This window comes from Caballeronia fortuita (assembly GCF_001544835.2).
GTDB classification, from domain to species: domain Bacteria; phylum Pseudomonadota; class Gammaproteobacteria; order Burkholderiales; family Burkholderiaceae; genus Caballeronia; species Caballeronia fortuita.
In genome coordinates, this window is sequence record NZ_FCNX02000005.1 from 72,442 (window position 1) to 91,994 (window position 19,553).

The 19,553-nt window shown below is 63.5% G+C and carries 17 protein-coding genes, 1 tRNA gene and 2 pseudogenes; 12 read left to right on the forward strand and 8 right to left on the reverse strand.

Annotated elements, in window-relative coordinates:
- Positions 1-74: 74 nt before the first annotated feature.
- The 3 genes and pseudogenes from AWB77_RS37430 to AWB77_RS11315 form a co-directional block, all read left to right on the forward strand.
- Positions 75-287 (forward strand): annotated as a pseudogene (locus AWB77_RS37430) (IS256 family transposase); the annotation flags it as partial.
- Positions 288-294: 7 nt separating this feature from the next.
- Positions 295-951: a recombinase family protein gene (locus tag AWB77_RS11310; protein ID WP_374728686.1), complete on the forward strand. Its 657-nt coding sequence runs from the start codon at positions 295-297 to the stop codon at positions 949-951.
- Between the two features lie 16 nt (positions 952-967).
- Positions 968-1,270: a hypothetical protein gene (locus AWB77_RS11315; RefSeq protein WP_061134535.1), complete on the forward strand. Its 303-nt coding sequence runs from the start codon at positions 968-970 to the stop codon at positions 1,268-1,270.
- A 33-nt stretch (positions 1,271-1,303) separates the two neighbouring features.
- Here AWB77_RS11315 and AWB77_RS11320 read toward each other — a convergent pair.
- Positions 1,304-1,380 (reverse strand) — tRNA-Met (locus AWB77_RS11320).
- Positions 1,381-1,396: 16 nt separating this feature from the next.
- Positions 1,397-2,002 carry a hypothetical protein gene (locus AWB77_RS37555; protein WP_445343884.1) on the reverse strand — a complete coding sequence of 202 codons (606 nt, stop codon included), beginning with the start codon at positions 2,000-2,002 and terminating at the stop codon, positions 1,397-1,399.
- A gap of 25 nt (positions 2,003-2,027) precedes the next feature.
- On the opposite strand from AWB77_RS37555, the gene AWB77_RS11330 reads away from it, so the two are divergent.
- Together AWB77_RS11330 and AWB77_RS11335 are read left to right on the forward strand one after the other, a co-directional pair.
- Positions 2,028-2,393: a copper resistance CopC family protein gene (locus AWB77_RS11330; RefSeq protein ID WP_061134537.1), complete on the forward strand. Its 366-nt coding sequence runs from the start codon at positions 2,028-2,030 to the stop codon at positions 2,391-2,393.
- A 7-nt stretch (positions 2,394-2,400) separates the two neighbouring features.
- Entirely contained in the window at positions 2,401-2,832 is a 432-nt protein-coding gene (locus tag AWB77_RS11335; RefSeq protein ID WP_061134538.1) for a copper chaperone PCu(A)C, read from the forward strand.
- A 61-nt stretch (positions 2,833-2,893) separates the two neighbouring features.
- Here AWB77_RS11335 and AWB77_RS11340 read toward each other — a convergent pair whose 3' ends face one another.
- A complete protein-coding gene (locus tag AWB77_RS11340) occupies positions 2,894-5,446 on the reverse strand; it encodes a penicillin-binding protein 1A (RefSeq protein WP_061134539.1) in 2,553 nt (850 codons plus the stop codon).
- A gap of 487 nt (positions 5,447-5,933) precedes the next feature.
- Between AWB77_RS11340 and AWB77_RS37435 the strand changes: the two are divergent.
- The 3 genes and pseudogenes from AWB77_RS37435 to AWB77_RS11355 all read left to right on the forward strand — a co-directional run.
- A pseudogene (locus AWB77_RS37435) lies at positions 5,934-6,263 on the forward strand (plasmid mobilization protein); the annotation flags it as partial.
- A gap of 264 nt (positions 6,264-6,527) precedes the next feature.
- Positions 6,528-7,208, forward strand: a complete 681-nt coding sequence (locus AWB77_RS11350) for a PspA/IM30 family protein (protein WP_061134541.1) — start codon at positions 6,528-6,530, stop codon at positions 7,206-7,208.
- A 126-nt stretch (positions 7,209-7,334) separates the two neighbouring features.
- A complete protein-coding gene (locus tag AWB77_RS11355) occupies positions 7,335-8,543 on the forward strand; it encodes a tetratricopeptide repeat protein (RefSeq protein ID WP_061134542.1) in 1,209 nt (402 codons plus the stop codon).
- A 346-nt stretch (positions 8,544-8,889) separates the two neighbouring features.
- On the opposite strand, the gene glgX is transcribed toward AWB77_RS11355, so the two are convergent.
- Complete coding sequence (gene glgX, locus AWB77_RS11360) at positions 8,890-11,088, reverse strand: glycogen debranching protein GlgX (RefSeq protein ID WP_061134543.1); 2,199 nt, start codon at positions 11,086-11,088, stop codon at positions 8,890-8,892.
- A 271-nt stretch (positions 11,089-11,359) separates the two neighbouring features.
- Between glgX and AWB77_RS11365 the strand changes: the two genes are divergently transcribed.
- The 4 genes from AWB77_RS11365 to AWB77_RS11385 all read left to right on the forward strand — a co-directional run bounded on the left by AWB77_RS11365 (position 11,360) and on the right by AWB77_RS11385 (position 14,599).
- On the forward strand, positions 11,360-12,745 hold the full coding sequence (locus AWB77_RS11365; RefSeq protein WP_061134544.1) for a DUF2252 domain-containing protein: 1,386 nt from the start codon (positions 11,360-11,362) through the stop codon (positions 12,743-12,745).
- A 159-nt stretch (positions 12,746-12,904) separates the two neighbouring features.
- Positions 12,905-13,348 carry a large conductance mechanosensitive channel protein MscL gene (mscL, locus tag AWB77_RS11370; protein WP_061134545.1) on the forward strand — a complete coding sequence of 148 codons (444 nt, stop codon included), beginning with the start codon at positions 12,905-12,907 and terminating at the stop codon, positions 13,346-13,348.
- Positions 13,349-13,664: 316 nt separating this feature from the next.
- A complete protein-coding gene (locus AWB77_RS11375) occupies positions 13,665-14,156 on the forward strand; it encodes a hypothetical protein (protein WP_061134546.1) in 492 nt (163 codons plus the stop codon).
- A 233-nt stretch (positions 14,157-14,389) separates the two neighbouring features.
- On the forward strand, positions 14,390-14,599 hold the full coding sequence (locus AWB77_RS11385; protein WP_061134548.1) for a dodecin: 210 nt from the start codon (positions 14,390-14,392) through the stop codon (positions 14,597-14,599).
- A gap of 110 nt (positions 14,600-14,709) precedes the next feature.
- On the opposite strand, the gene AWB77_RS11390 is transcribed toward AWB77_RS11385, so the two are convergent.
- The 4 genes from AWB77_RS11390 to AWB77_RS11405 form a co-directional block, all read right to left on the reverse strand.
- Positions 14,710-15,795 (reverse strand): BMP family ABC transporter substrate-binding protein, encoded by a 1,086-nt coding sequence (locus AWB77_RS11390; protein ID WP_061134549.1) that lies wholly within the window; start codon positions 15,793-15,795, stop codon positions 14,710-14,712.
- A gap of 108 nt (positions 15,796-15,903) precedes the next feature.
- Positions 15,904-16,833 carry an ABC transporter permease gene (locus AWB77_RS11395; protein WP_061134550.1) on the reverse strand — a complete coding sequence of 310 codons (930 nt, stop codon included), beginning with the start codon at positions 16,831-16,833 and terminating at the stop codon, positions 15,904-15,906.
- Between the two features lie 16 nt (positions 16,834-16,849).
- Positions 16,850-17,956 (reverse strand): ABC transporter permease, encoded by a 1,107-nt coding sequence (locus AWB77_RS11400; protein ID WP_061134551.1) that lies wholly within the window; start codon positions 17,954-17,956, stop codon positions 16,850-16,852.
- Positions 17,957-17,963: 7 nt separating this feature from the next.
- Positions 17,964-19,538 (reverse strand): ABC transporter ATP-binding protein, encoded by a 1,575-nt coding sequence (locus AWB77_RS11405; RefSeq protein WP_061134552.1) that lies wholly within the window; start codon positions 19,536-19,538, stop codon positions 17,964-17,966.
- Positions 19,539-19,553 lie beyond the last annotated feature (15 nt).

Genomic DNA, 19,553 nt, shown 5'->3' on the forward strand with positions numbered 1-19,553 from the left:
GCACACTGCTCGCGACGAGCCTGTCAAAATTTTAGTGTGCCGAGGTCATGAGACGAAAACGGGGATAACGACCTATGACCGAAGCAGCCGTAATGAAGAAGAGCAAGAACCCGAAGGCACCGAAGCTGTTTTCCGACGAGCTAATCGACCAATTGCTTACGCAAGTCCAGAACAAGGATGCCGAGTCGGTTCTGGGCGAATAGGGCCTGGCAGGCCGGCTCAAGAAGCAACTGGCCGAGCGTCAAAACCGAGCGCGGCAGCGACTATCAAGTCAACAAGGAAGAAGCCGCGATCGTGCGCTTCATCTTCGAAAAGTTCGCGGCAGGCTGGTCGACCCTCCAGATTTGCGATGATCTGAACGGTCGCGGCGTTCCATCGCCGCGCGGCGGAACGTGGAGGCGTTCTGCGCTCTACGGCAGCCCGAACAAAGGCTCGGGCATTCTCAATAACTCGGCCTACATCGGCGTCTATATCTGGAATCGGTCGCAATGGCTCAAGGATCCCGACAGCGGCAAGCGTGTGCGGGAAGATCGTCCAGAGCTTGAATGGAAGACGGATCACCGCGACCACTATCGCATCGTGCAGGATGACCTGTGGCATGCCGTGCGTGCTCGCATGGGCGCCGATCGGCTGAATTCCGGCGCCAAAGGCAAAAGCGCGCCGCCGAGAACATTGTTCTCGGGCGTGCTGTGCTGCGCACTGTGTGGCGGCGCGCTTACAGCGATCAATCCACGCTACTACGGTTGCGTCACGCGTAAGGAACGCGGCAAGCACGCATGCGAGGGCATCTCCGTGTATCGCGAGCAGACCGACGAGCGATTACTCAGCGTGCTGCGCGATGAGTTGTGTTCCGAGCCTGCTCAGGCAGACATAGATGCCGGTCGTTCGCCGATATCTCGGGCGCGACGATACCCACCGGGACGCGGCCAAGGTCGCCAAAGCAAAAATTGACGCGCTGACGAAGGAAATGGACAACCTGAGTCAGGCCATTGCCGAACTCAGCGTGTCGCCCACGCTTATCGAACGGTTCAAGCGCACCGAAGCCGAACGCGAGGCGTGTCAACAAATTTTGGCAAAAAAGAAAATGAGCGGCGACCAGTACGCAGAGATTGCGCTGCGCGTGCGCCAGAGAACCGCTGAACTGAGGGAAGTATTAGCTGGAAGCACCAGTGAAGCCCGGCAACTCATTGCCACCCTCTTCGGGCCGATCACAGTTGAACTACGTGAGGGGCTTACTACGCCAGCTTCGACGACCTTTCCGAGCGACTGATTGAAACCACCGTCGGAAATGTGTCTACAAGAATGGTTGCGGGGGTAGGATTTGAACCTACGACCTTCGGGTTATGAGCCCGACGAGCTGCCAGACTGCTCCACCCCGCGTCCGTCGAAGAAAAGATTATAAGTCATCGATGACTACGCCGCAATAGTTCATTCGCTTCGATCGAAGAAAGAGAAGAAAAAGAAGAAAGAGAACGAAGAATGCGTCGAAGCGTCGCCTTCCCATGCAGGGAAAGCGCCATAGGGCGCATGGCATAATCGTTCGTTCATCATCATCGTCTTCTTGTGCGGCATGCATCACTTGCGTCGAGGCATCATCGGGAAAATCGGGGGGTTCGCTGCGATATGCGCGATCCTCCTGCTTTCGCTCGCGCCCGCCGCATCGCAGGCGTTCGAGCATGCGCGCATCGAGGCGCTGCTCGCGTCCATCTGCGCATCCGATACGCAAGCCGCCCGCGATACGCATCTTCCAAAGCACGGCGCCGTCGATCATCTGCGAGCTTGCGCATATTGCGATCTGATCGCTCACGCGCCAACGCCGCCCGCATCGCCTCATCACACCTTCGCGGCCCCGCCACCGCGAGAATTCTTCCTCACGCATCATCACGCCGACGCGCCTCGCCGCGATCCGCTCGGCCCCGCGCAACCACGCGCCCCGCCCGCCGTCGGCTGATCCGCATTCGCACATCGAGACTTCGCTCGCCGTATCGCGCGATGAAGTCATCCTTTCGAGCAAGCAAGGACACGTCATGTTTTCATCATCATCGCCGATGCGCGGCGCGCTCGCGCTGGCGCTCATCGGCTCGGCGCAACTCGCGTTCGCGCACGCGTTGCCGAAGCTGCAGCAGCCCGGTCCCGGCGCGACCGTCAGCGCGCCGCACCAAGTCGCGATCGACTTCGGCGAGGCGCTCGAACCGGCCTTCAGCAAGCTCATCGTCACCAACGCCCAGGGCACGCAGGTCAACACCGCCCAATCATCCGTCGATGCCGGCAACAAGAAGCACATGAGCGTCGCGCTTCCCGATATGGCGCCGGGCGTCTACACGGTGCAATGGAGCGCGGTCGCCGCAGACGGCCATCGCACGCAAGGTCACTACAATTTCACCGTCAAGTGAGAACACAATGAAAAGAATCGCCGTATTCGCGGGCGCGCTCGCCTGCGTGTCCATCTCTCAGGCCGCGACGCTTGAAGCGCGCGATTGCTGGGTTCGCGCGATGCCGCCGAACCTGCCGTCATCGGGCTACTTCACGGTCGCGAACAACGGCGACAAGCCCGCGACACTCACGGCCGCGCAAACGCCCGCCTTCCGCATGACGATGATGCACAAGTCGGACAGCAAGAACGGCACGGCGACGATGTCCCCGGTCGATTCCGTCGACGTCCCCGCGCACGGCACGCTGAGCTTCGCGCCAAAGGGCTATCACCTGATGCTCGAAGAACCCGGCAAGCCGCTCAAGGTCGGCTCGACGATTCCTCTCACCCTTTCGTTCGCGGACAAGTCCACGCTCGACGTGAACTGCGAAGTCAAGTCGCCGGCGACGGTCGGTCACTAGACCGCAGCATCCTTCAAAGAAAAAGCGCGCCGGGTTTCGAATCCGGCGCGCTTTTTTATCGCTAGTGCTTGCTGAAGAGATCCATGATCTGCTTGCGCTCGTCGGTCGTGACTTGCGGCGCGGGCGGCGCCTGCATGCCCGCGGGTCCGACGCCGCCCATCGTGGTGGCATCGCCCGCCATCGGATTCGTGTTGTCGAGCCCGATGCTCGCGACGAAGCCCGCGCCCGGCGTGCGGTCGGCGTAGAACAGTTCGCCGTCGACCGTCGTAATGCCATCGGGCTTGGCCATCTGTTCCTGCGGAATGCCGCGCAGCGCGCGCCCCATGTACTCGACCCAGATCGGCAACGCGAGCTGCGCGCCGAACTCGCGGCTGCCGAGCGTCTTCGGCTGGTCGTAGCCCATCCACGCGACCGCGACGAGCTGCTTCTGATAGCCCGCGAACCAGCCGTCCTTTGCATCGTTGGTCGTGCCGGTCTTGCCTTGCAGATCGTTGCGCTTCAACACGTTGGTGCCCGAGCCCGTGCCCTGCGTCGCGACCGTATGCAGCAGGCTGTTCATGATGTACGCGTTGCGCGGCTCGAGCGTCTGAGGCGCATTGCTGCCGGCCGTGAGCGGATTGGCGCGCGAGATCACGGTGCCGCGCGCATCGGCGACATCGGCTATCAGGTACGGATTGATGCGATAGCCGCCGTTCGCGAACACCGAATACGCGCCGCTCAGCTGCAGCGGCGTGACGAGCCCGGCACCGAGCGCGAGCGGCAGATAAGGCGGCGTCTTGTCCTTGTCGAAACCGAATTTCTGCGTGACGAAGTCCTGCGCGTAGCCCGTGCCGATATACGACAGGATGCGGATCGACACGAGGTTCTTCGACTTCTGCAGGCCGGTGCGCATCGACATCGGGCCGTCGGGCTGGTCGTCGTCCTTCGGCTCCCATGCGTCGCCGCCGCCCGCCGCCGGGAAGTACAGCGGCGCGTCGTTGATGATGGTCGCAGGTCCCAGACCCTTGTCGAGCGCGGCCGAATAGATGAACGGCTTGAAGCTCGAACCCGGCTGACGCCACGCCTGCGTGACGTGGTTGAACTTGTTCTTGTTGAAGTCGAAACCGCCGACGAGCGCGCGGATCGCGCCGTCCTGCGGCGTCATCGACACGAGCGCGCCTTCGACTTGCGGCAGTTGCGTGATCTGCCAGTTGCCCTTGCCGTCCTTAGTGAGACGCACGATCGCGCCCGGCTTGATCGCGAGCGCCTTCGACGCATTGTTGCGCAGCGCCGCCGAAACGAAGCGCAAGCCCTCGCCCGCGATCGTCGCCGTATCGCCGCCGACGAACTGCGCGCTCACCTGCTTCGGGCTCGCGGATGTCACGACGGCTGCAACCAGTTCGCCGTTGTCCGGGTGATCGACGAGCGCGTCTTCGATCGCCTCGGCGCGGTCGTCCGCGTTCGACGGCAGATTGATGTTGCCCTCCGGCCCGCGATAGCCATGCCGGCGCTCATAGTCCATCACGCCCTTGCGCACGGCCTTGTAGGCGGCGTCCTGATCGGCGGAATCGATGGTCGTCGTCACCGTGAGGCCGCGCGTGTAGGTCTCTTCCTTGTACTGCGCGTACATCATCTGCCGCACCATTTCCGCGACGTATTCGGCATGCACGCCGTATTCGGTGCCCGCGGACTTCGTGTGGAGTTCCTCCGCGCTTGCCTGATCGAACTGCTCGCGCGTAATGAAGTTCAGATCGAGCATGCGCTTCAGGATGTATTGCTGACGCACCTTCGCGCGCTTCGGGTTGACGACCGGGTTATACGCCGACGGCGCTTTGGGCAGCCCCGCGAGCATCGCCGCTTCGGCGAGCGTGATGTCCTTCAGATCCTTGCCGAAGTACACGCGCGCCGCAGCCGAAAATCCGTACGCGCGCTCGCCCAGATAAATCTGGTTCATGTACAGCTCGAGAATCTGATCCTTCGTGAGCGCGCGCTCGATCTTGTAGGCCAGCAGCATTTCGTAGATCTTGCGCGTGTAGGTCTTTTCGCTCGACAGAAAGAAGTTGCGCGCGACCTGCATCGTGATCGTGCTCGCGCCCTGCGATGCGCCGCCGTGCATCAGATCGGTCACGCCCGCGCGCAGGATGCCGAGAAAGTCGACGCCGCCGTGATCGTAGAATCGGTAATCCTCGATCGCGAGCACCGCCTTCTTCATCTGATCGGGAATGTCCTGGAAGCGCACGAGGCTGCGGCGCTCCTCGCCGAATTCGCCGATCAGCACGTGGTCGGCCGTGTAGACGCGCAACGGCACCTTCGGCCGATAGTCGATGAGCGCGTTGAGCGACGGCAGATTCGGTCCCATGACGACGAGCGCATAGCCGACGATGAGCGCGCCGACGACCACGCCGATGGCCGCGAGTCCCGCGAACCACAGCGCGATGCGCGCGAGCGGCGAACGGCCGCGTCCGCCGCGGTCATTGCGGTCATTGCGTTCATTGCGTCCGCCGCGTCCGTTACGGCCACCGCCGCCGTCGCGGCCGCCCGAGTCATTGCGTGAGTCGTTGCGAGAGTCGTTCCAGCGGGGCTCGCGATCGTGCCGCGAAGAATTCGATGAGTCGGGTCGTTTGATGATAGGCATGACTGGGTTCGTTCGGCGCGCCGTGAAGCGCGCGCGCTGCCGCGCTGCGATGCGCCGTTATTGGCGCGACTGCGAAGACGGGACGAGCGAATGTGCGGGCCGGTTTCGACCGAGGGTAACAGCGCATTTTAAAGAATCCGCGCGCGCCACCGCAAAACCGGCCGGATTTTTTTGTAAGTAAATGCCGCGCGCCGGCGTAAGTGGGCGCAAATGCCGGGTTACCCACAGAAAGTGTTGAGAGCCTTGTGGACAACCCTATGAGAAAATGTCCAAGTCGTTGATCGCGTGCCGTTTTCGGACGGCGCTCATTGCGCGCGATGCGCGGCCGTCCGCACCCACGGCCACGCGCAAACCGATATGATGGCTGAATGTATCGCAGGTTCCCGCAACGCCACTCGCGCGTACCCGCGAACACGATGTCGTGCCGTTTGATGAACCGAAGCCCCGATCGTCCCGTTACGATCGCCTTACTGTTTGCGAGCCGCTCATGACGACCAAACCCAGCGAACGCATCGTTGTTTTCGTGACTCCCGCGCAAAAGCTGGCCATCAGCAAGACAGCGGACACGCTCGGCATCAGCGTGAGCGAACTCATGCGGCGCGCCGTGCTCAACTTCAACGCAACGAGCGAGCAGATCAAGGTCGCGGGCATCGTCGATCGCCTGCGCGCGCCCAAAGCGCCCGATGCGCTCAATGCCGCGCTGAAAAGCGTCGCCGCGAAAGCCGCCGCGCGCGAAGCCCGCGAAGCTGCCGCGGATGCGACCAAGCGGGCCGCGCAGGCGCGCACCATGCCGCAGGCTTGTCCGGGCCCAACTGCCTCCGAAGACGAAATCGAGCACGACACCGATCAGGGCGGCGACGCCTCGCTCACCGACGATACGCATTCGGAGCGCTAGCGCGTCGTTACACTCCTTAACCTTCCGTTAAGTCCCGATTAAGCCACGGCATGCTCTAATGAACGGGTAAACCCGGCGTGAACGTGACGCTCCGTTGCGCTTGCAATCCCGCGCGTCTCGCCTCACATTCGAGCCGCGTGGCACGCAAGGCGCGCGCACGCCGCCGTCTTCATCCAGGAGAAATACATGTCGCTTTTCGATTCCATCACGCGCACGGTCAAGGGACTCTTGAACGACGCCGCGGACACCATGCAGGATCCTTCGCGCGACGCACGACAGATCGTGCGCGAGCTCGACGACAGCATCGCGAAGGCGGAGAACTCCCTCATTGAGATCGAAGCGCAGGTCGCGACGCAGCAAAGCAAGCGCGACGCCGCCGCAGACAAGGCGAAGAAGTACGAAGACGGCGCGAAGCGCGCATTGCAATCGGGCGATGAAGGCCTCGCGCGCGAAGCCCTCGCGGCACAGGCGAACGCCGAAACCGAACGCGACGCGCTCGCGGCCGAGTTGCAGACGCTGGTGCCGTCCGTCGATCATCTGAAGCAGCAGATCACCGACATGCGTCAGCGCCGCAACGACCTCAACGCGCGCTCGAACATCCTTCAGGCGAAGCAGCAGATCGCGCAGGCAAAAGACACCGCCGCGACCGCGTTGGGCGGCATCGGCGGGAAGAATCTTTCGGAGGACTTTCAAAAGCTCGAAGACAAGGTTCAACTTGCCAATGCCCGCTCGGATGCGCGTCTGAATTCGGCGGATCAGAAATCCGGCAAGGCGCTCGACGACAAGCTCGCCGCGCTCAATCGCGGGCCGTCCGTCGAAGACCGGCTCGAAGCGCTGAAAAAGCAGTTGAATACGCCGGCGCAATAAGTGCTGGCAAGTGCGTGCGCGTGGTGAGCCGCCGGGCGAGCCACGCGTCGCCGAAATATGCGTTACCTCGCGCAGCACACGATTGCACCGACAGGAGACGGACGTTCAGCGCGTCCGGTCCGCATCATGAAAAAGACTTTGACGGCTCTGGCGTTGTCGCTGTCACTCGCTTCTCCGCTCGCGTTCGCCGTGCCGACCGCGCAGCAGGTCGAGCAGTCGATGACGCAGGGCAACTGGCAAAAAGCCGACTCGCAGTTGAGCGAAGTGCTCGACGCGCATCCGAAGAACGCGCAGGCGCACTATCTTTATGCGCAGATGCTGGATCGCGAGGGCCGTTACAGCGACGCCCTTTCGCATCTGCAGCAGGCGAAATCGATCGATCCTTCATTGAGCTTCACCGATCCGTCGCGATTCGCGTCGACGCAAGCCCGCATTCAGGCCGATGCCACGCGCGCGAGCATCTCGCCGCGCTCGTCGAACAACGGCGCGGCTACCGCGAACGCGCAGAATCCGTTCAATCAGGATCAGGCCGCCGCCGCGCCGCAAAAGCACGGCATCGGCATGGGCGCATGGATCGGTTTCGCAATCCTGATCGCGGCGATCGGGCTCGTGTTGCGCTGGGGTTTGCGCCGGGCGCGCTCACGCGACGACGGTCAGGCCGAGAACGACCGCCGCGCGCAGATCAAGCGCGCGACGGAACTGCTCAATGAAGTGCGCACGCTCAAGCTCGATGTGCGGCTTTCCACCGCGCCGGGTCATGAAGCGTTGCTGAAGGATGTCGAAGGCGCGGAAACGCAGTTGCGCGAGATGGTCGAGTCGCTGTCGAATTCGAAAAATCCCGTGCCGCCCTATGCAGTCGAAGATCTGGAGAATCAGGTCGCGAGTCTGAAGGCGCGCGCCGAAGGCCGGCCCGATCCGAACGCGAACAACTACGCGCAAACGGGCGCGCCGAACGCCTCGCCGTATGCTCAGGAAGCGGAGCGCTTCGGGCGCGGGCAGCCGCAATATCCGCAGCAAGGGCCTTATCCGCCGCAGCAGGGACAGCAGCCGCCCGTCATCATTCAGCAAGGCGGCGGCGGTTTCGGCGGCGGAATGGGCGGGCTTCTGACAGGCGTCCTGCTGGGCGAAGCGCTGTCTCACGGACGCGATCGCGTGATCGAGCGTGACGTGCCGGTCGACCGTCCGCCGCAGAACGATAACGGCGGTCTCGACTTCGGCAACAACAACGGCGGCGGTGGCCTCGACTTCGGCAACGGTTCGAACGACTGGAGCGACAGCGGAGGCGGAGGCGGCCTCGATCTCGGCAACAACGACGATAGCTGGCGCGATTCCTGATCCGCTCGCGCATCCTTTCTCAAGGGCTCCGCACACGCGGGGCCTTTTTCGTTTCGACGTGAGGAATCAGCGCATCAGCCGCCGCCGAGAAAGCGCAACAGGCCCCACAAGAACTTGAAGAACCCGACGATGAATTCCCAGATGCGTTCGAACTGATCCCAGCTTGCGACGCGCAGGATCGCATGCAGCATCATGCGGCCGGCGCCGCGCGCTCTTGGGCTTGCGCGCGTTCATGCGTGAAAGAAACAGGCATCGTAAAAAAAGAAGGCGGCTCGCGCCGCCTTCTGTCGCTATCGCTAAAACCAGATGATAACCGGTCGAACGATACGCCCCGCCCGCGCGGATTTCAGTTCGTGCCGCTTTCCGGCGGCACTTCGTCCGTCAGTGCCTCTTCGAGCCGCTTGAAGATGCGACGCGTCGCGCCGCGCGGCTGAAGCGCGAACAGCAGCAGCGAGCGGCCGGTTACCTGATATACGTCGTCGGCGCCGAACTCGGGCAATTCCTCGCGGATCGGCGCATTCGTATCGATCAGGCAAATCCACTCGTCGGGCCCGGGAATATCGGGCAGCGTGAAATCGACCACATCGTGATACGAATTGACGATGAGCAGCAGCGTCGCATCCGATGCCGGCTTGCGGATGCCCGTTGCCTGCGCGCGGCCGTCCATCACGACGCCGAAGCAGCGCATGTTCGGATCGTCCCATTGCTCCTGCGTAAGTTCGTCGCCGGTCGTGCCGAGCCAGCGGACATCGGCGACCTGCATCTCGTCGTTGTACTCGCCGGTCAGGAAGCGCTGTCGACGCAGCACCGGCAGCGTGTGACGCAGCGTCGTCAGCTTGCGCGCGAATTCGGTGAGCGCGCGGCCGTCTTCGTCGATGTCCCAGTTGACCCAGCTGATCTCGTTGTCCTGGCAGTACGCGTTGTTGTTGCCCTTCTGCGTGCGGCCGAACTCGTCGCCGGCGAGCAGCATCGGCGTGCCTTGCGAGAACAGCAGCGTCGCGAGCATGTTGCGTTTCTGGCGCTCGCGCAGCGCGCGGATTTCGGGGTCGTCGGTCGGGCCTTCGGCGCCGCAATTCCACGATTTGTTGTCCGAATGGCCGTCCTTGTTGTCCTCGCCGTTCGCCTCGTTATGCTTGTCGTTGTACGAGACGAGATCGTTGAGCGTGAAGCCGTCGTGCGCGGTGATGAAGTTCACGCTCGCCCACGGCCGGCGTCCGCGCTTGTTGAACTTGTCGCCCGATGCGGTGAGACGCTTCGCGAGTTCCGGCGCAACGCCCTCGTCGCCCTTCCAGAATTCGCGCACCGTGTCGCGATAGCGGTCGTTCCATTCCGCCCAGCCCGGCGGGAAGCCGCCGACCTGATAGCCGCCGGGACCGCAATCCCACGGCTCGGCGATCAGCTTCACGCTCGAGAGGATCGGGTCCTGCCGGCAACTGTCGAGGAAACCGCCGCCTTCGTCGAAGCCGTAGGGCTCGCGGCCGAGAATCGTCGCAAGGTCGAAGCGGAAGCCGTCGACGTTCATCTCGGTCACCCAGTAACGCAGGCTGTCGGTGACCATCTGCAGCACGCGCGGATGCGACAGGTTGAGCGTGTTGCCCGTGCCGGTATCGTTGATGTAGTAGCGCGACTCTTCCGGCATCAGCCGGTAGTACGACGCATTGTCGATGCCGCGGAACGACAGCGTCGGCCCGCGCTCGTTGCCTTCCGCCGTGTGGTTGTAGACGACGTCGAGGATCACTTCGAGACCTGCTTCGTGCAGCCGGTCGACCATCTCCTTGAACTCGGCGACGACGCCCGGCCCGCGCGCGAAGTAGCGCGGATCGGCGGCAAAGAAGCCGATCGTGTTGTAGCCCCAGTAGTTCGTGAGGCCTTTGTCGAGCAGATAACTATCGTTGACGAAAGCGTGAATCGGCAGCAGTTCGACCGACGTTACGCCAAGACTCTTGATGTAGTCGACCACTTCCTTCTGCCCGAGCCCTTCGAACGTGCCGCGCATGTGTTCGGGAATCGCCGGATGCAGCTTGGTAAAGCCGCGCACGTGCGTCTCGTAGAAGATCGTGTGTTCCCATGGCACGCGCGCGCGCGTCGCGTGCGTCCACGTAAAGCTCTGATCGATGACCTGGCACTTCTGCATGAAGGGCGCGCTGTCGCGTTCGTCGAAGGTGAGATCGTCGCCTTCGGCGTTGAGCGTATAGCCAAACACGGCGGGGTCCCACTTCAGGTCGCCGACGTGCGCCTTCGCGTACGGATCGAGCAGCAGCTTATTCGGATTGAAGCGGTGTCCGGCTTCCGGCTCGTACGGACCATGTACGCGGTAGCCATAGACCGCGCCCGGTGCGAGCCCTTCCACGTAGACGTGCCAGACTTCATCGGTGTATTCGGGCAGTTCGATGCGCTGCGTTTCCTTGTCGCCTTTCTCGTCGAAAAGGCACAGTTCGACCTTGGTGGCGTTCGCGGAAAACAGCGCGAAATTGACGCCCTTTCCGTCCCAGGTCGCGCCGAGCGGAAAGGGAGAGCCTTCGGCAATGCGGAGTTCGTTCGGCATGAGATGATGTGTTCGAATGGTTGACGCGCGCGGCGTCGGGATTGCGTCGGGAGTGCAGCGGCATTGCGGGGCTTTAAGCGCATGAGGGTGAGCATTTCGCGTGCCTATGTCGTCACGCGGCGCACGGCGCTTTGGATGCACCCTTCGCGCCGTCGCAACCCTCCGCTTTTCATGCTTCGCGCATGTAAAACGTTCCTGCCGGGCGCGACGCATGCTGAAACGCTCGACGAACGCTGGACACGCCTTTTTCCGAGTCCGAGGAGGTCACGTCTTGTCTACACGCCCCGGTTCCGCCACGACTGACGCGCAGACCACCGGCAGCGCGAACGAAAGCCGCGCCGCTGGCCGCGCGCTGCGCGACGCCGTACCGTTCGACGCGCACGGCGCATGGTCGCCCGAACCCGACCGCCCCGATCCCGTCGAGCGCGTGCTCGCTGGCAATGCCGGACGGCAGGAACGGCTCATTCCGTTGCGCATGCAGCGCATGGCCGAGTCGCCGTTCGCGTTCCTGCGCGGCTCCGCGACCGTGATGGCGTGGGATCTGGCGAAGTCGCCGTCGATCGGGCACAACGTCATCATCGACGGCGACGCGCACGTCAATAACTTCGGCCTTTTTCGCACGCCGCGCCAGGACGTCGTGTTCGATCTGAACGACTTCGACGAAACGCTCGTCGGTCCGTGGGAATGGGACCTGAAGCGTCTGACGGCGAGCATCAATGTCGCGGCGCGCGAAAATGGCGTCGACGCGGCCGGGCGCGAGCGCGCGGTGCGTTCGGCCTGCACCGCGTATCGCACGACGATGGGCGGGCTCTGGCAAGTGAGCCCCTACGATCTTTGGCAGATGCGCTCCTACGCGAGCGCGCTGCATATGGACGCACCGACCAAGCTCGACGCCGACGAAAAAGCCACCATCGAAAAGACCGTGGAGCGCGCGATGAAACGCTCCCACGCGACGATGCTCGCGAAGGTCGCCGAACCGGTCGGCAAGAGCTATCGCTTCAAGGTCGATCCGCCGATCCTGACGAAGCTCGACGCCGCCGAAAAGAATCATGTGACCGATGGCCTGAAGGCGTATCTGCAAACGCTCGCGGGCGAGTGGCGCATGATGCTCGAACGTTACGAGGTGGTGGATGTGGCGCATCGCGTCGTCGGCGTGGGCAGTGTCGGTACGCGCGCGTATCTCGTGCTGATGCAGGGCCGCGCGCTCGGCGACCCGCTCTTCATTCAGGTGAAGGAAGGCATCGTGCCCGCCGCCGCGCCGTTCGTGCCGCCGCTGCCGGAGCCGTATCGGCATCAGGGACGGCGCGTCGTGCACGGCCAGCGCCTCATGCAGAGTTCGTCCGATGCGCTGCTCGGCTGGACGACCATCTCGGGCCGCGACTTCTACGTGCGGCAGATGAAGCAGATTCGCGGATCGATTCCCGTCGACTGGCTGCACGGCGCCACCTTCGACTTTTACGCGTGGTGTCTCGGCCTGCTGCTCGCGCGCGCCCACGCACGCACCGGCGACGCCGCGCTCATCGCGGGCTACTGCGGCAGCTCCGACCGGCTCGATGCAGCCTACGCAACGTGGGCCGAGCGCTACGGCGCGCAGACGGTCGCGGACCACGCGGCCTTCTGCGCGGCAATCAGCGTCGGGCGCGTGCCGGCCGCCTGAGCGCGCCTTAGCGCGCGATCCTCGATTGAATTGACTATCATTGTCGGTGCCCGCAATGAAACGCGCGCCATCGTGCGTTTCGTGGGCCTCCCAATGGCATAGCCCTTGCTGCCGCCTTGCCCCGCACAACCGTCGGACCCAAACTGGAGGAAGCCGCGCATGAGCATGATCGAAGAATTCAAGAACTTCGCCCTGAAGGGCAACGTCATGGACCTCGCGGTCGGCGTCATCATCGGCGGTGCGTTCTCGACGATCGTGAACTCCGTCGTCAAGGATCTCATCATGCCGGTTGTCGGCCTCGCCACGGGCGGGCTCGACTTTTCGAATCTCTTCGTACGGCTCGGGCCGATACCGCCAACCTTCAAGGGCAATCCCGATTCCTACAAGGACTTGCAGACGGCAGGCGTCGCCGTGTTCGGCTACGGTTCGTTCATCACGACGCTGATCAACTTCATCATCCTCGCGTTCATCATCTTTCTGATGGTCAAGTTCATCAACAATCTGCGCAAGCCTGCCGAAGCCACGCCGCCGCCCGCCACGCCGGAAGACGTGTTGCTGCTGCGCGAAATTCGCGACGAACTCAAGAGGGCGCCGCGCATCTAGCCGCGTATTCTCGCCGAAAGTGTGGAACCCGCGCGGCTCGCGGCGGTCTGCCTCTTTGACCACCCGCCCACTTGGTGCGCCCACCCGCTTTTTTCTTCGCGAAAGCTGTTCGGGCGGGTAGCAGCAGGACTATTATTGGGATAGATGCTCAGAGAGATGCCAAGCGGGCCGCCAAATGGTCATCGGCACGAATCGTGCGCCAGTAACGTGTACCGGCAGTTGTCCGGCAACGATGACTGGCCCGATTCACCGTGACCTGATCACATCGATGCGCTATAAAAGATCGACGTGCGGCGCGCAAGACGGGAGTGGCCGCATGAGGACGCTGCGTTTCTTGCAATTCTTTTTCAGGCGAGTTTTTATGTCCTTCCCGAAAAAGCGTAAGCGCGTGAAGGCCGATGGCGACGAGTCTTTTCTCGCCGTGCTGCGGCACTTCAAGCCATTTGGTCAGCTCGATACGAAGATCGCCCGGGCGCGCGCCCAGGACGAGCCGGTGCTCTACGCGCATGTGCTGCCGGGGCTCGACGTCCTACTGTGCAGCGTGCGCGGCGCCCAGCCGCCGTACGCGGCCATCGACGAACTGCACCGGCGCTGTGTCGAATCGATCACCAACGCGCTCGAACAGCCGCTCGACGGGCTCGAGAACGGTGGTTACTGGTACGAGGCGAACGGATTCGGTTTCCTCGTCTTCGCGAGCCGCGCCCGCGCGCAGATTCTGAGCGAATTCGGCGCGACGGTATCGGCGCGCAGGCGTCGCGGCACGCGCCGTCAGGACGCCGGCGACGCCGCCTCGCGCCCGCTGCGCTGATCCCGCATCGACTTTCCCTTCCTTCCGACGCGCGCGGGCCTTATCGATAAGGCTCGCGCTCGAAGCGCGCTTCGCGCAAACCCCGACTACTCCCACACGCTTTCCTGTCCTTTAATGGAAGCCACGCGCGACCGGCGTCATGGCGCGTGCCTTGCTGAATCGGAATTGCAAGCATCTCGCGGCCGCGAACATCGGGCCGCTCCAGCCGATCCATCACACACAAGGAGAACACCATGTCGGAACACGTCTACAAGCAGATCGAACTGACCGGCTCGTCGCAGCAATCGAGCGATGATGCCGTGCGCGTCGCGCTGGCGAAGGCATCGAAAACATTGCGCAACATGCACTGGTTCGAAGTGGTGGAAACGCGCGGACACATCGAGGACGGGAAGATCCTGCACTGGCAGGTGACGATCAAGGTCGGACTGCGTATCGACGATTGATCAACGATTGAGCGGCGATTGATCGACGCCTTCACGCTCTGCATGAAAAAACCGCGCTTCGTTTTGCAACGAAGCGCGGTTTTTCTTTGCGTCGAACGAACGATGCGTGCTTACTTCGGCAGCGAGCCGTCGACGCCCTCGACGTACCAGTTGATCCGCTGCAGTTCCGGGTCGGTCAGCGTCTTGCCGGCCGGCACCTTCTCCGCGCCCGACTGATCCTTGATCGGGCCGCTGAACACGTCCCACTTGCCGGCGTGCAGCTCGTCGCGCTTGGCGGCGACCGCCTGCACCGCCTTCGCGGGCAGCGTGCCAGTGTTCAGGTCTTCGAGATCGACGGCCTTCTGCGGAATGCCGAGCCACACCGGATCGTTCTTCCACTTGCCGTCGAGCACCTTCGGGATCACGTCGTTGTAATACACGCCCCAGTGCGCGACCACCGAGCCCAGATGCGCGCTCGGGCCGAACTTCTTCATGTTCGAATCCCAGCCGAATGCATACACTTTCTTCTCGGCGGCGGTGTTGAGCGTCGCGTTCGAGTCGGTGTTCTGCAGCAGCACGTCGGCGCCCTGTCCGATCAGCGTTTCGGCCGCCTGCTTCTCCTTGCCCGGATCGAACCAGCTATTGATCCAGATGACCTTCGTGTGGACCTTCGGGTTCACTGAGCGCGCGCCCATCGTGTACGCATTGATGTTGCGCACCACTTCCGGAATCGGCACCGACGCGACGAAGCCGAGCGTGTTCGTCTTCGTCACATAGCCCGCGGCGACGCCCGCGAGATACGCGCCCTGATACATGCGCACGTCGTACGTGCCGAAGTTCTTCGCTTTCTTGAAGCCCGTCGCCGTGAGGAAGATCGTGTCGGGGAAGTCCTTCGCGACCTTCAGCGCGAAGTCCTGATAGCCGAAGCTCGTCGCGAAGATGACCTTGTTGCCCTTGTTCGCGAGATCGCGGAACACGCGTTCCGAATCCGCTGATTCCGGCACGTTCTCCACGCGCGTGATCTTGATCTTGCTGCCGAATTTCGCTTCGGCCTCCTTGCTGCCGGCGTCGTGCGCGAAGGTCCAGCCTGCATCGCCCGGATTGCCGAGATAGACGAACGCGACGCCCGGCGCGTCCGCCGCCCGCGCGCTCAACGCCGCGACGGTGGCGGACAGCGCGACGGTCGCGGTGATCGCCTTCAGCCATGGTTTATTCATTGTGATTTCTCCTGGTCGATGTTGTGTGTGAAACGGAAGTGCAAGGCCCGCATCAGTGTGGTCGGTCAAAAATGAGAGCGATACCGCGATGCGGCGCGAGCGCAACAATCAGCTCGCCGCGAAAAACGGCTTGCCGAGCGATGCGGGCGCGTTCAGCCTGATCGTGTTCGGATTGCGCGAGATGAGCACGAGCACGACGATCGTCGCGATATACGGCAGCATCGCGAGGAACTGCGTCGGCACCGGCACGCCGATCGCCTGCGCGTAGAACTGCAGCGCCATCACCGCGCCGAAGAGCAGCGCGCCGATCAGGAGCCGCCCCGGCCGCCACGTCGCGAACACGACGAGCGCGAGCGCGATCCAGCCGCGCCCCGAAGTCAACTGTTCCTGCCAGACGTGCAGATAAACGATCGAGTAGTAACCGCCCGCGATGCCCGCCATCGCGCCGCCGAAGAGCGTCGCGCCGTAGCGCACGCCGACGACCGGAAAGCCGACCGAATGCGCGACCGCCGGCGATTCGCCGACCGAGCGCAGCACGAGCCCCGCGCGCGTCTTGTAGAGAAACCAGCCGATGACCGCGAACATGATGAACGCGAGGTAGCCGAGCGGCGTGAGCGAGAAGACCGCCGGGCCGAGCACGGGAATCGACGCGAGACCGGGAATCGGCATCACGTCGATCGTCGAGCGCACCGCCGCCGACGTGTACGGCTTGCCGACATACGCGGAAAAGCCGATGCCGAAGATCGTCAGCGACAGGCCGGTGGCGACCTGATTGGCGAGCATCGTGATGGTGAGAAAGCCGAAGAGCAGCGCCATCGCGAGCCCGGCGAACACCGACGCGACGATGCCAAGCCACGGGCTGCCCGTGATCGCGGTGACGGCGTAGCCGGTGACGGCGCCCATCAGCATCATGCCTTCGACGCCGAGATTGAGCACGCCGGATTTTTCCGCGACGAGTTCGCCCGCGCCCGCGTACATCAGCGGGATGGCGGCGATCACGGCGCTCGAGGCGAGATTGCTGGCCTGATTGATGTCCATGTTCTTCGAAGCCTCGTCAGACGGCGTGATGCGCGGGCGTTCTGCGCTTGATACGGTAATTCACGAAGAGATCGCAGCCAAGCAGGCAGAAGAGCAGCAAGCCCTGGAACACGCCCGCGAGCGCTTGCGGCAGTTGCAGCGACGTCTGCACCGCTTCGCCGCCGAGATAGAGCAGCGCCATCAGCAGACTGGCGAGCACGATGCCGACGGGATGCAGCCGTCCGACGAACACGACGATGATCGCCGTGAAGCCGTAGCCCGGCGACCAGCCGGCCTGAAGCTGGCCGATCGGCCCGGCGACTTCGCCCATGCCCGCAAGACCCGCGAGGCCGCCCGAGAGCAGGAGCGATGTCCAGATCGTCTTCTTGTCGGAGAAACCGGCGTAGCGCGCGGCGAGCGGCGCAAGACCGCCGACGTTCATCCGGAAGCCCGCGAAGCTCTTTCTCATGAAGAGCCACACGCAGGGAATCGCGATCGCCGTCAGAAACACCGAAGCGTTGATGCGCGTGCCCTTCAGCCACGTCCAGTGCCAGTCGCCGTAGAGACGCGGGAACAGCGCGTCGTCGCCGAACATCGCCGAAATCGGAAAGTTCATGCCTTCCGGATCGCGCCACGGGCCGCTCACGAGATAGATGAGCAATTGCGTCGCGACGTAGGTGAGCATCAGGCTCGTCAGGATTTCGTTCGTGTTGAAGCGGCTCTTGAGCAGCGCGGGAATCGCCGCCCAGATCATTCCGCCGACGACGCCGCCCGCCATCATCAGCGGCAGCGTCCACCAGCCGGAGGCGTCGCCGGTGTGCACCGCGATGCCGCCCGCGACGATGCCGCCGAGCAGCATCTGCCCTTCCGCGCCGATGTTCCACACATTCGCGCGATAGCCGACCGCGAGCCCGAGTCCGATCAGGCACAGCGGCGACGCTTTCAACACGAGCTCCGACCAGCCGTTGATGCTGGAAAGCGGCTCGACGAAGAACGCGTGCATCGCGCGCAGCGGGTCCTGTCCGACGAGACTGAAAATCAGAAAACCGATGACGAGCGTCGCGACGGCGGCGACCACCGGCACCGCGAGCTGCATGACGCGCGAGGGCGTCGGCCGCGCTTCGAGTCGATAAGGGAAGATCATCGTTCTTTCAATGCTTCAGAAGAGAGTCGGGTGCGGCTGCGGGCGCGGGCTTGCCTTCGAAGAGGCCGGCCATGAATAGGCCGACTTCCTCGGCGTTGGTTTCGCTCGTCTTGCGCACCGGCGAGAGCTTGCCGCGCGCGATGACGGCGAGCCGGTCGCAGATGTCGAAGAGTTCTTCCAGTTCTTCCGAGATCACGAGAATCGCAACGCCGCGCGCCGATAGATCGAGCAGTTGCTGACGGATGAAGCCCGCCGCGCCGACATCGACGCCCCAGGTCGGCTGCGCGACGACGAGCACTTTCGGCTCCTGAAGAATCTCGCGCCCGACGATGAACTTCTGCAAGTTGCCGCCGGAGAGACTTTGCGCGAGCGCATCGCTGCCGCCGCAGCGCACGTCGAACGACTTGATGCAGCGCTCCGCGAACGCCCTCACCGCGCCAGCCTTGACCCAGCCGCCACGCACCATGTTTTCTCGATGTGCGGTGAGCAGGCCGTTCTCGGCGAGCGACATCGCCGGGACCGCGCCGCGCCCGAGGCGCTCTTCCGGCACGAACGCGAAGCCCAGGCGACGTCGTCCGCCGGCCGTGAGACGCGCGGCGGGCTTGCCGCAGATCGACACGGCATCGGCGGATACGTGTTTATCGCGAATTTCGCCCGACAGCGCCGCGAGCAATTCCGCCTGCCCGTTTCCCGAGACGCCCGCGATGCCGAAAATCTCGCCCGCGTGTACCGCGAACGAGACGTTCTCGAGCGACGTGCCGAACGGGTCCGGGCTTACCACCGAAAGATTTCTGACGGCGAGCCGCACGTCGCCCGGATTGTGTTCGCGGCGCGTGTAGTCAGGCAGCGAATGTCCGACCATCAGCTGCGCGAGCGACGCATGCGTTTCGCGGCGCGGATCGACATTGCCGGTGACGCGCCCGCCGCGCATCACGGTGGCGTTCTCGCACAGCGACTGAATTTCGTCGAGTTTGTGGCTGATGTAGAGAATGCTGCAGCCTTCGGAAGCGAGGCGGCGCAGCACTTTGAAGAGTTTCTGGACGGCTTGCGGCGTGAGCACCGAAGTCGGCTCGTCCATGATGAGCAAGCGCGGATTCTGCAAGAGGCATCGCACGATCTCGACGCGCTGCCGTTCGCCGACGGTCAAGCTGTGCACATGGCGTTGCGGATCGACATCGAGCCCATAGTCCTTCGACACGTCGCGGATGCGTTTGCCGAGCGCCTTCATGTCGAACTTGTCGTCGAGCGCGAGCGCAATATTCTCGCCGACCGTCAGCGTCTCGAACAGCGAGAAGTGCTGGAACACCATGCCGATGCCGAGCTTGCGCGCGGCCGCCGGACTGCCGATCTCGACCGCCTCGCCTTGCCAGCGGATTTCGCCTTCATCCGGGCGCACCGCGCCGTAGATGATCTTCATCAGCGTGGACTTGCCGGCGCCGTTCTCGCCCAGGACGGCATGGATTTCGCCCGGCATGACGACGAGGTTCACGCCGTCGTTCGCCTTGACGGACGGATACTGCTTGCTGATACCCGACAACGCCAGGCGCGGTGGCATCGTCGACGTGGAGATGGCGTCGCCCATTGAGATCCAGAAATG

Excerpts from the sequence above, each read along its gene's own strand:
- AWB77_RS11355 (WP_061134542.1), top strand. The coding sequence starts at position 7,335 with ATGAAAAAGACTTTGACGGCTCTGGCGTTGTCGCTGTCACTCGCTTCT.
- mscL (WP_061134545.1), top strand. The coding sequence starts at position 12,905 with ATGAGCATGATCGAAGAATTCAAGAACTTCGCCCTGAAGGGCAACGTC.
- AWB77_RS11375 (WP_061134546.1), top strand. The coding sequence starts at position 13,665 with ATGAGGACGCTGCGTTTCTTGCAATTCTTTTTCAGGCGAGTTTTTATG.
- AWB77_RS11340 (WP_061134539.1), bottom strand. The coding sequence starts at position 5,446 with ATGCCTATCATCAAACGACCCGACTCATCGAATTCTTCGCGGCACGAT.
- AWB77_RS11405 (WP_061134552.1), bottom strand. The coding sequence starts at position 19,538 with ATGGGCGACGCCATCTCCACGTCGACGATGCCACCGCGCCTGGCGTTG.
- AWB77_RS11330 (WP_061134537.1), top strand. The coding sequence starts at position 2,028 with ATGTTTTCATCATCATCGCCGATGCGCGGCGCGCTCGCGCTGGCGCTC.
- AWB77_RS11400 (WP_061134551.1), bottom strand. The coding sequence starts at position 17,956 with ATGATCTTCCCTTATCGACTCGAAGCGCGGCCGACGCCCTCGCGCGTC.
- AWB77_RS11395 (WP_061134550.1), bottom strand. The coding sequence starts at position 16,833 with ATGGACATCAATCAGGCCAGCAATCTCGCCTCGAGCGCCGTGATCGCC.
- AWB77_RS11335 (WP_061134538.1), top strand. The coding sequence starts at position 2,401 with ATGAAAAGAATCGCCGTATTCGCGGGCGCGCTCGCCTGCGTGTCCATC.
- AWB77_RS11390 (WP_061134549.1), bottom strand. The coding sequence starts at position 15,795 with ATGAATAAACCATGGCTGAAGGCGATCACCGCGACCGTCGCGCTGTCC.
- AWB77_RS11385 (WP_061134548.1), top strand. The coding sequence starts at position 14,390 with ATGTCGGAACACGTCTACAAGCAGATCGAACTGACCGGCTCGTCGCAG.
- glgX (WP_061134543.1), bottom strand. The coding sequence starts at position 11,088 with ATGCCGAACGAACTCCGCATTGCCGAAGGCTCTCCCTTTCCGCTCGGC.
- AWB77_RS37555 (WP_445343884.1), bottom strand. The coding sequence starts at position 2,002 with ATGACTTCATCGCGCGATACGGCGAGCGAAGTCTCGATGTGCGAATGC.
- AWB77_RS11350 (WP_061134541.1), top strand. The coding sequence starts at position 6,528 with ATGTCGCTTTTCGATTCCATCACGCGCACGGTCAAGGGACTCTTGAAC.
- AWB77_RS11315 (WP_061134535.1), top strand. The coding sequence starts at position 968 with ATGGACAACCTGAGTCAGGCCATTGCCGAACTCAGCGTGTCGCCCACG.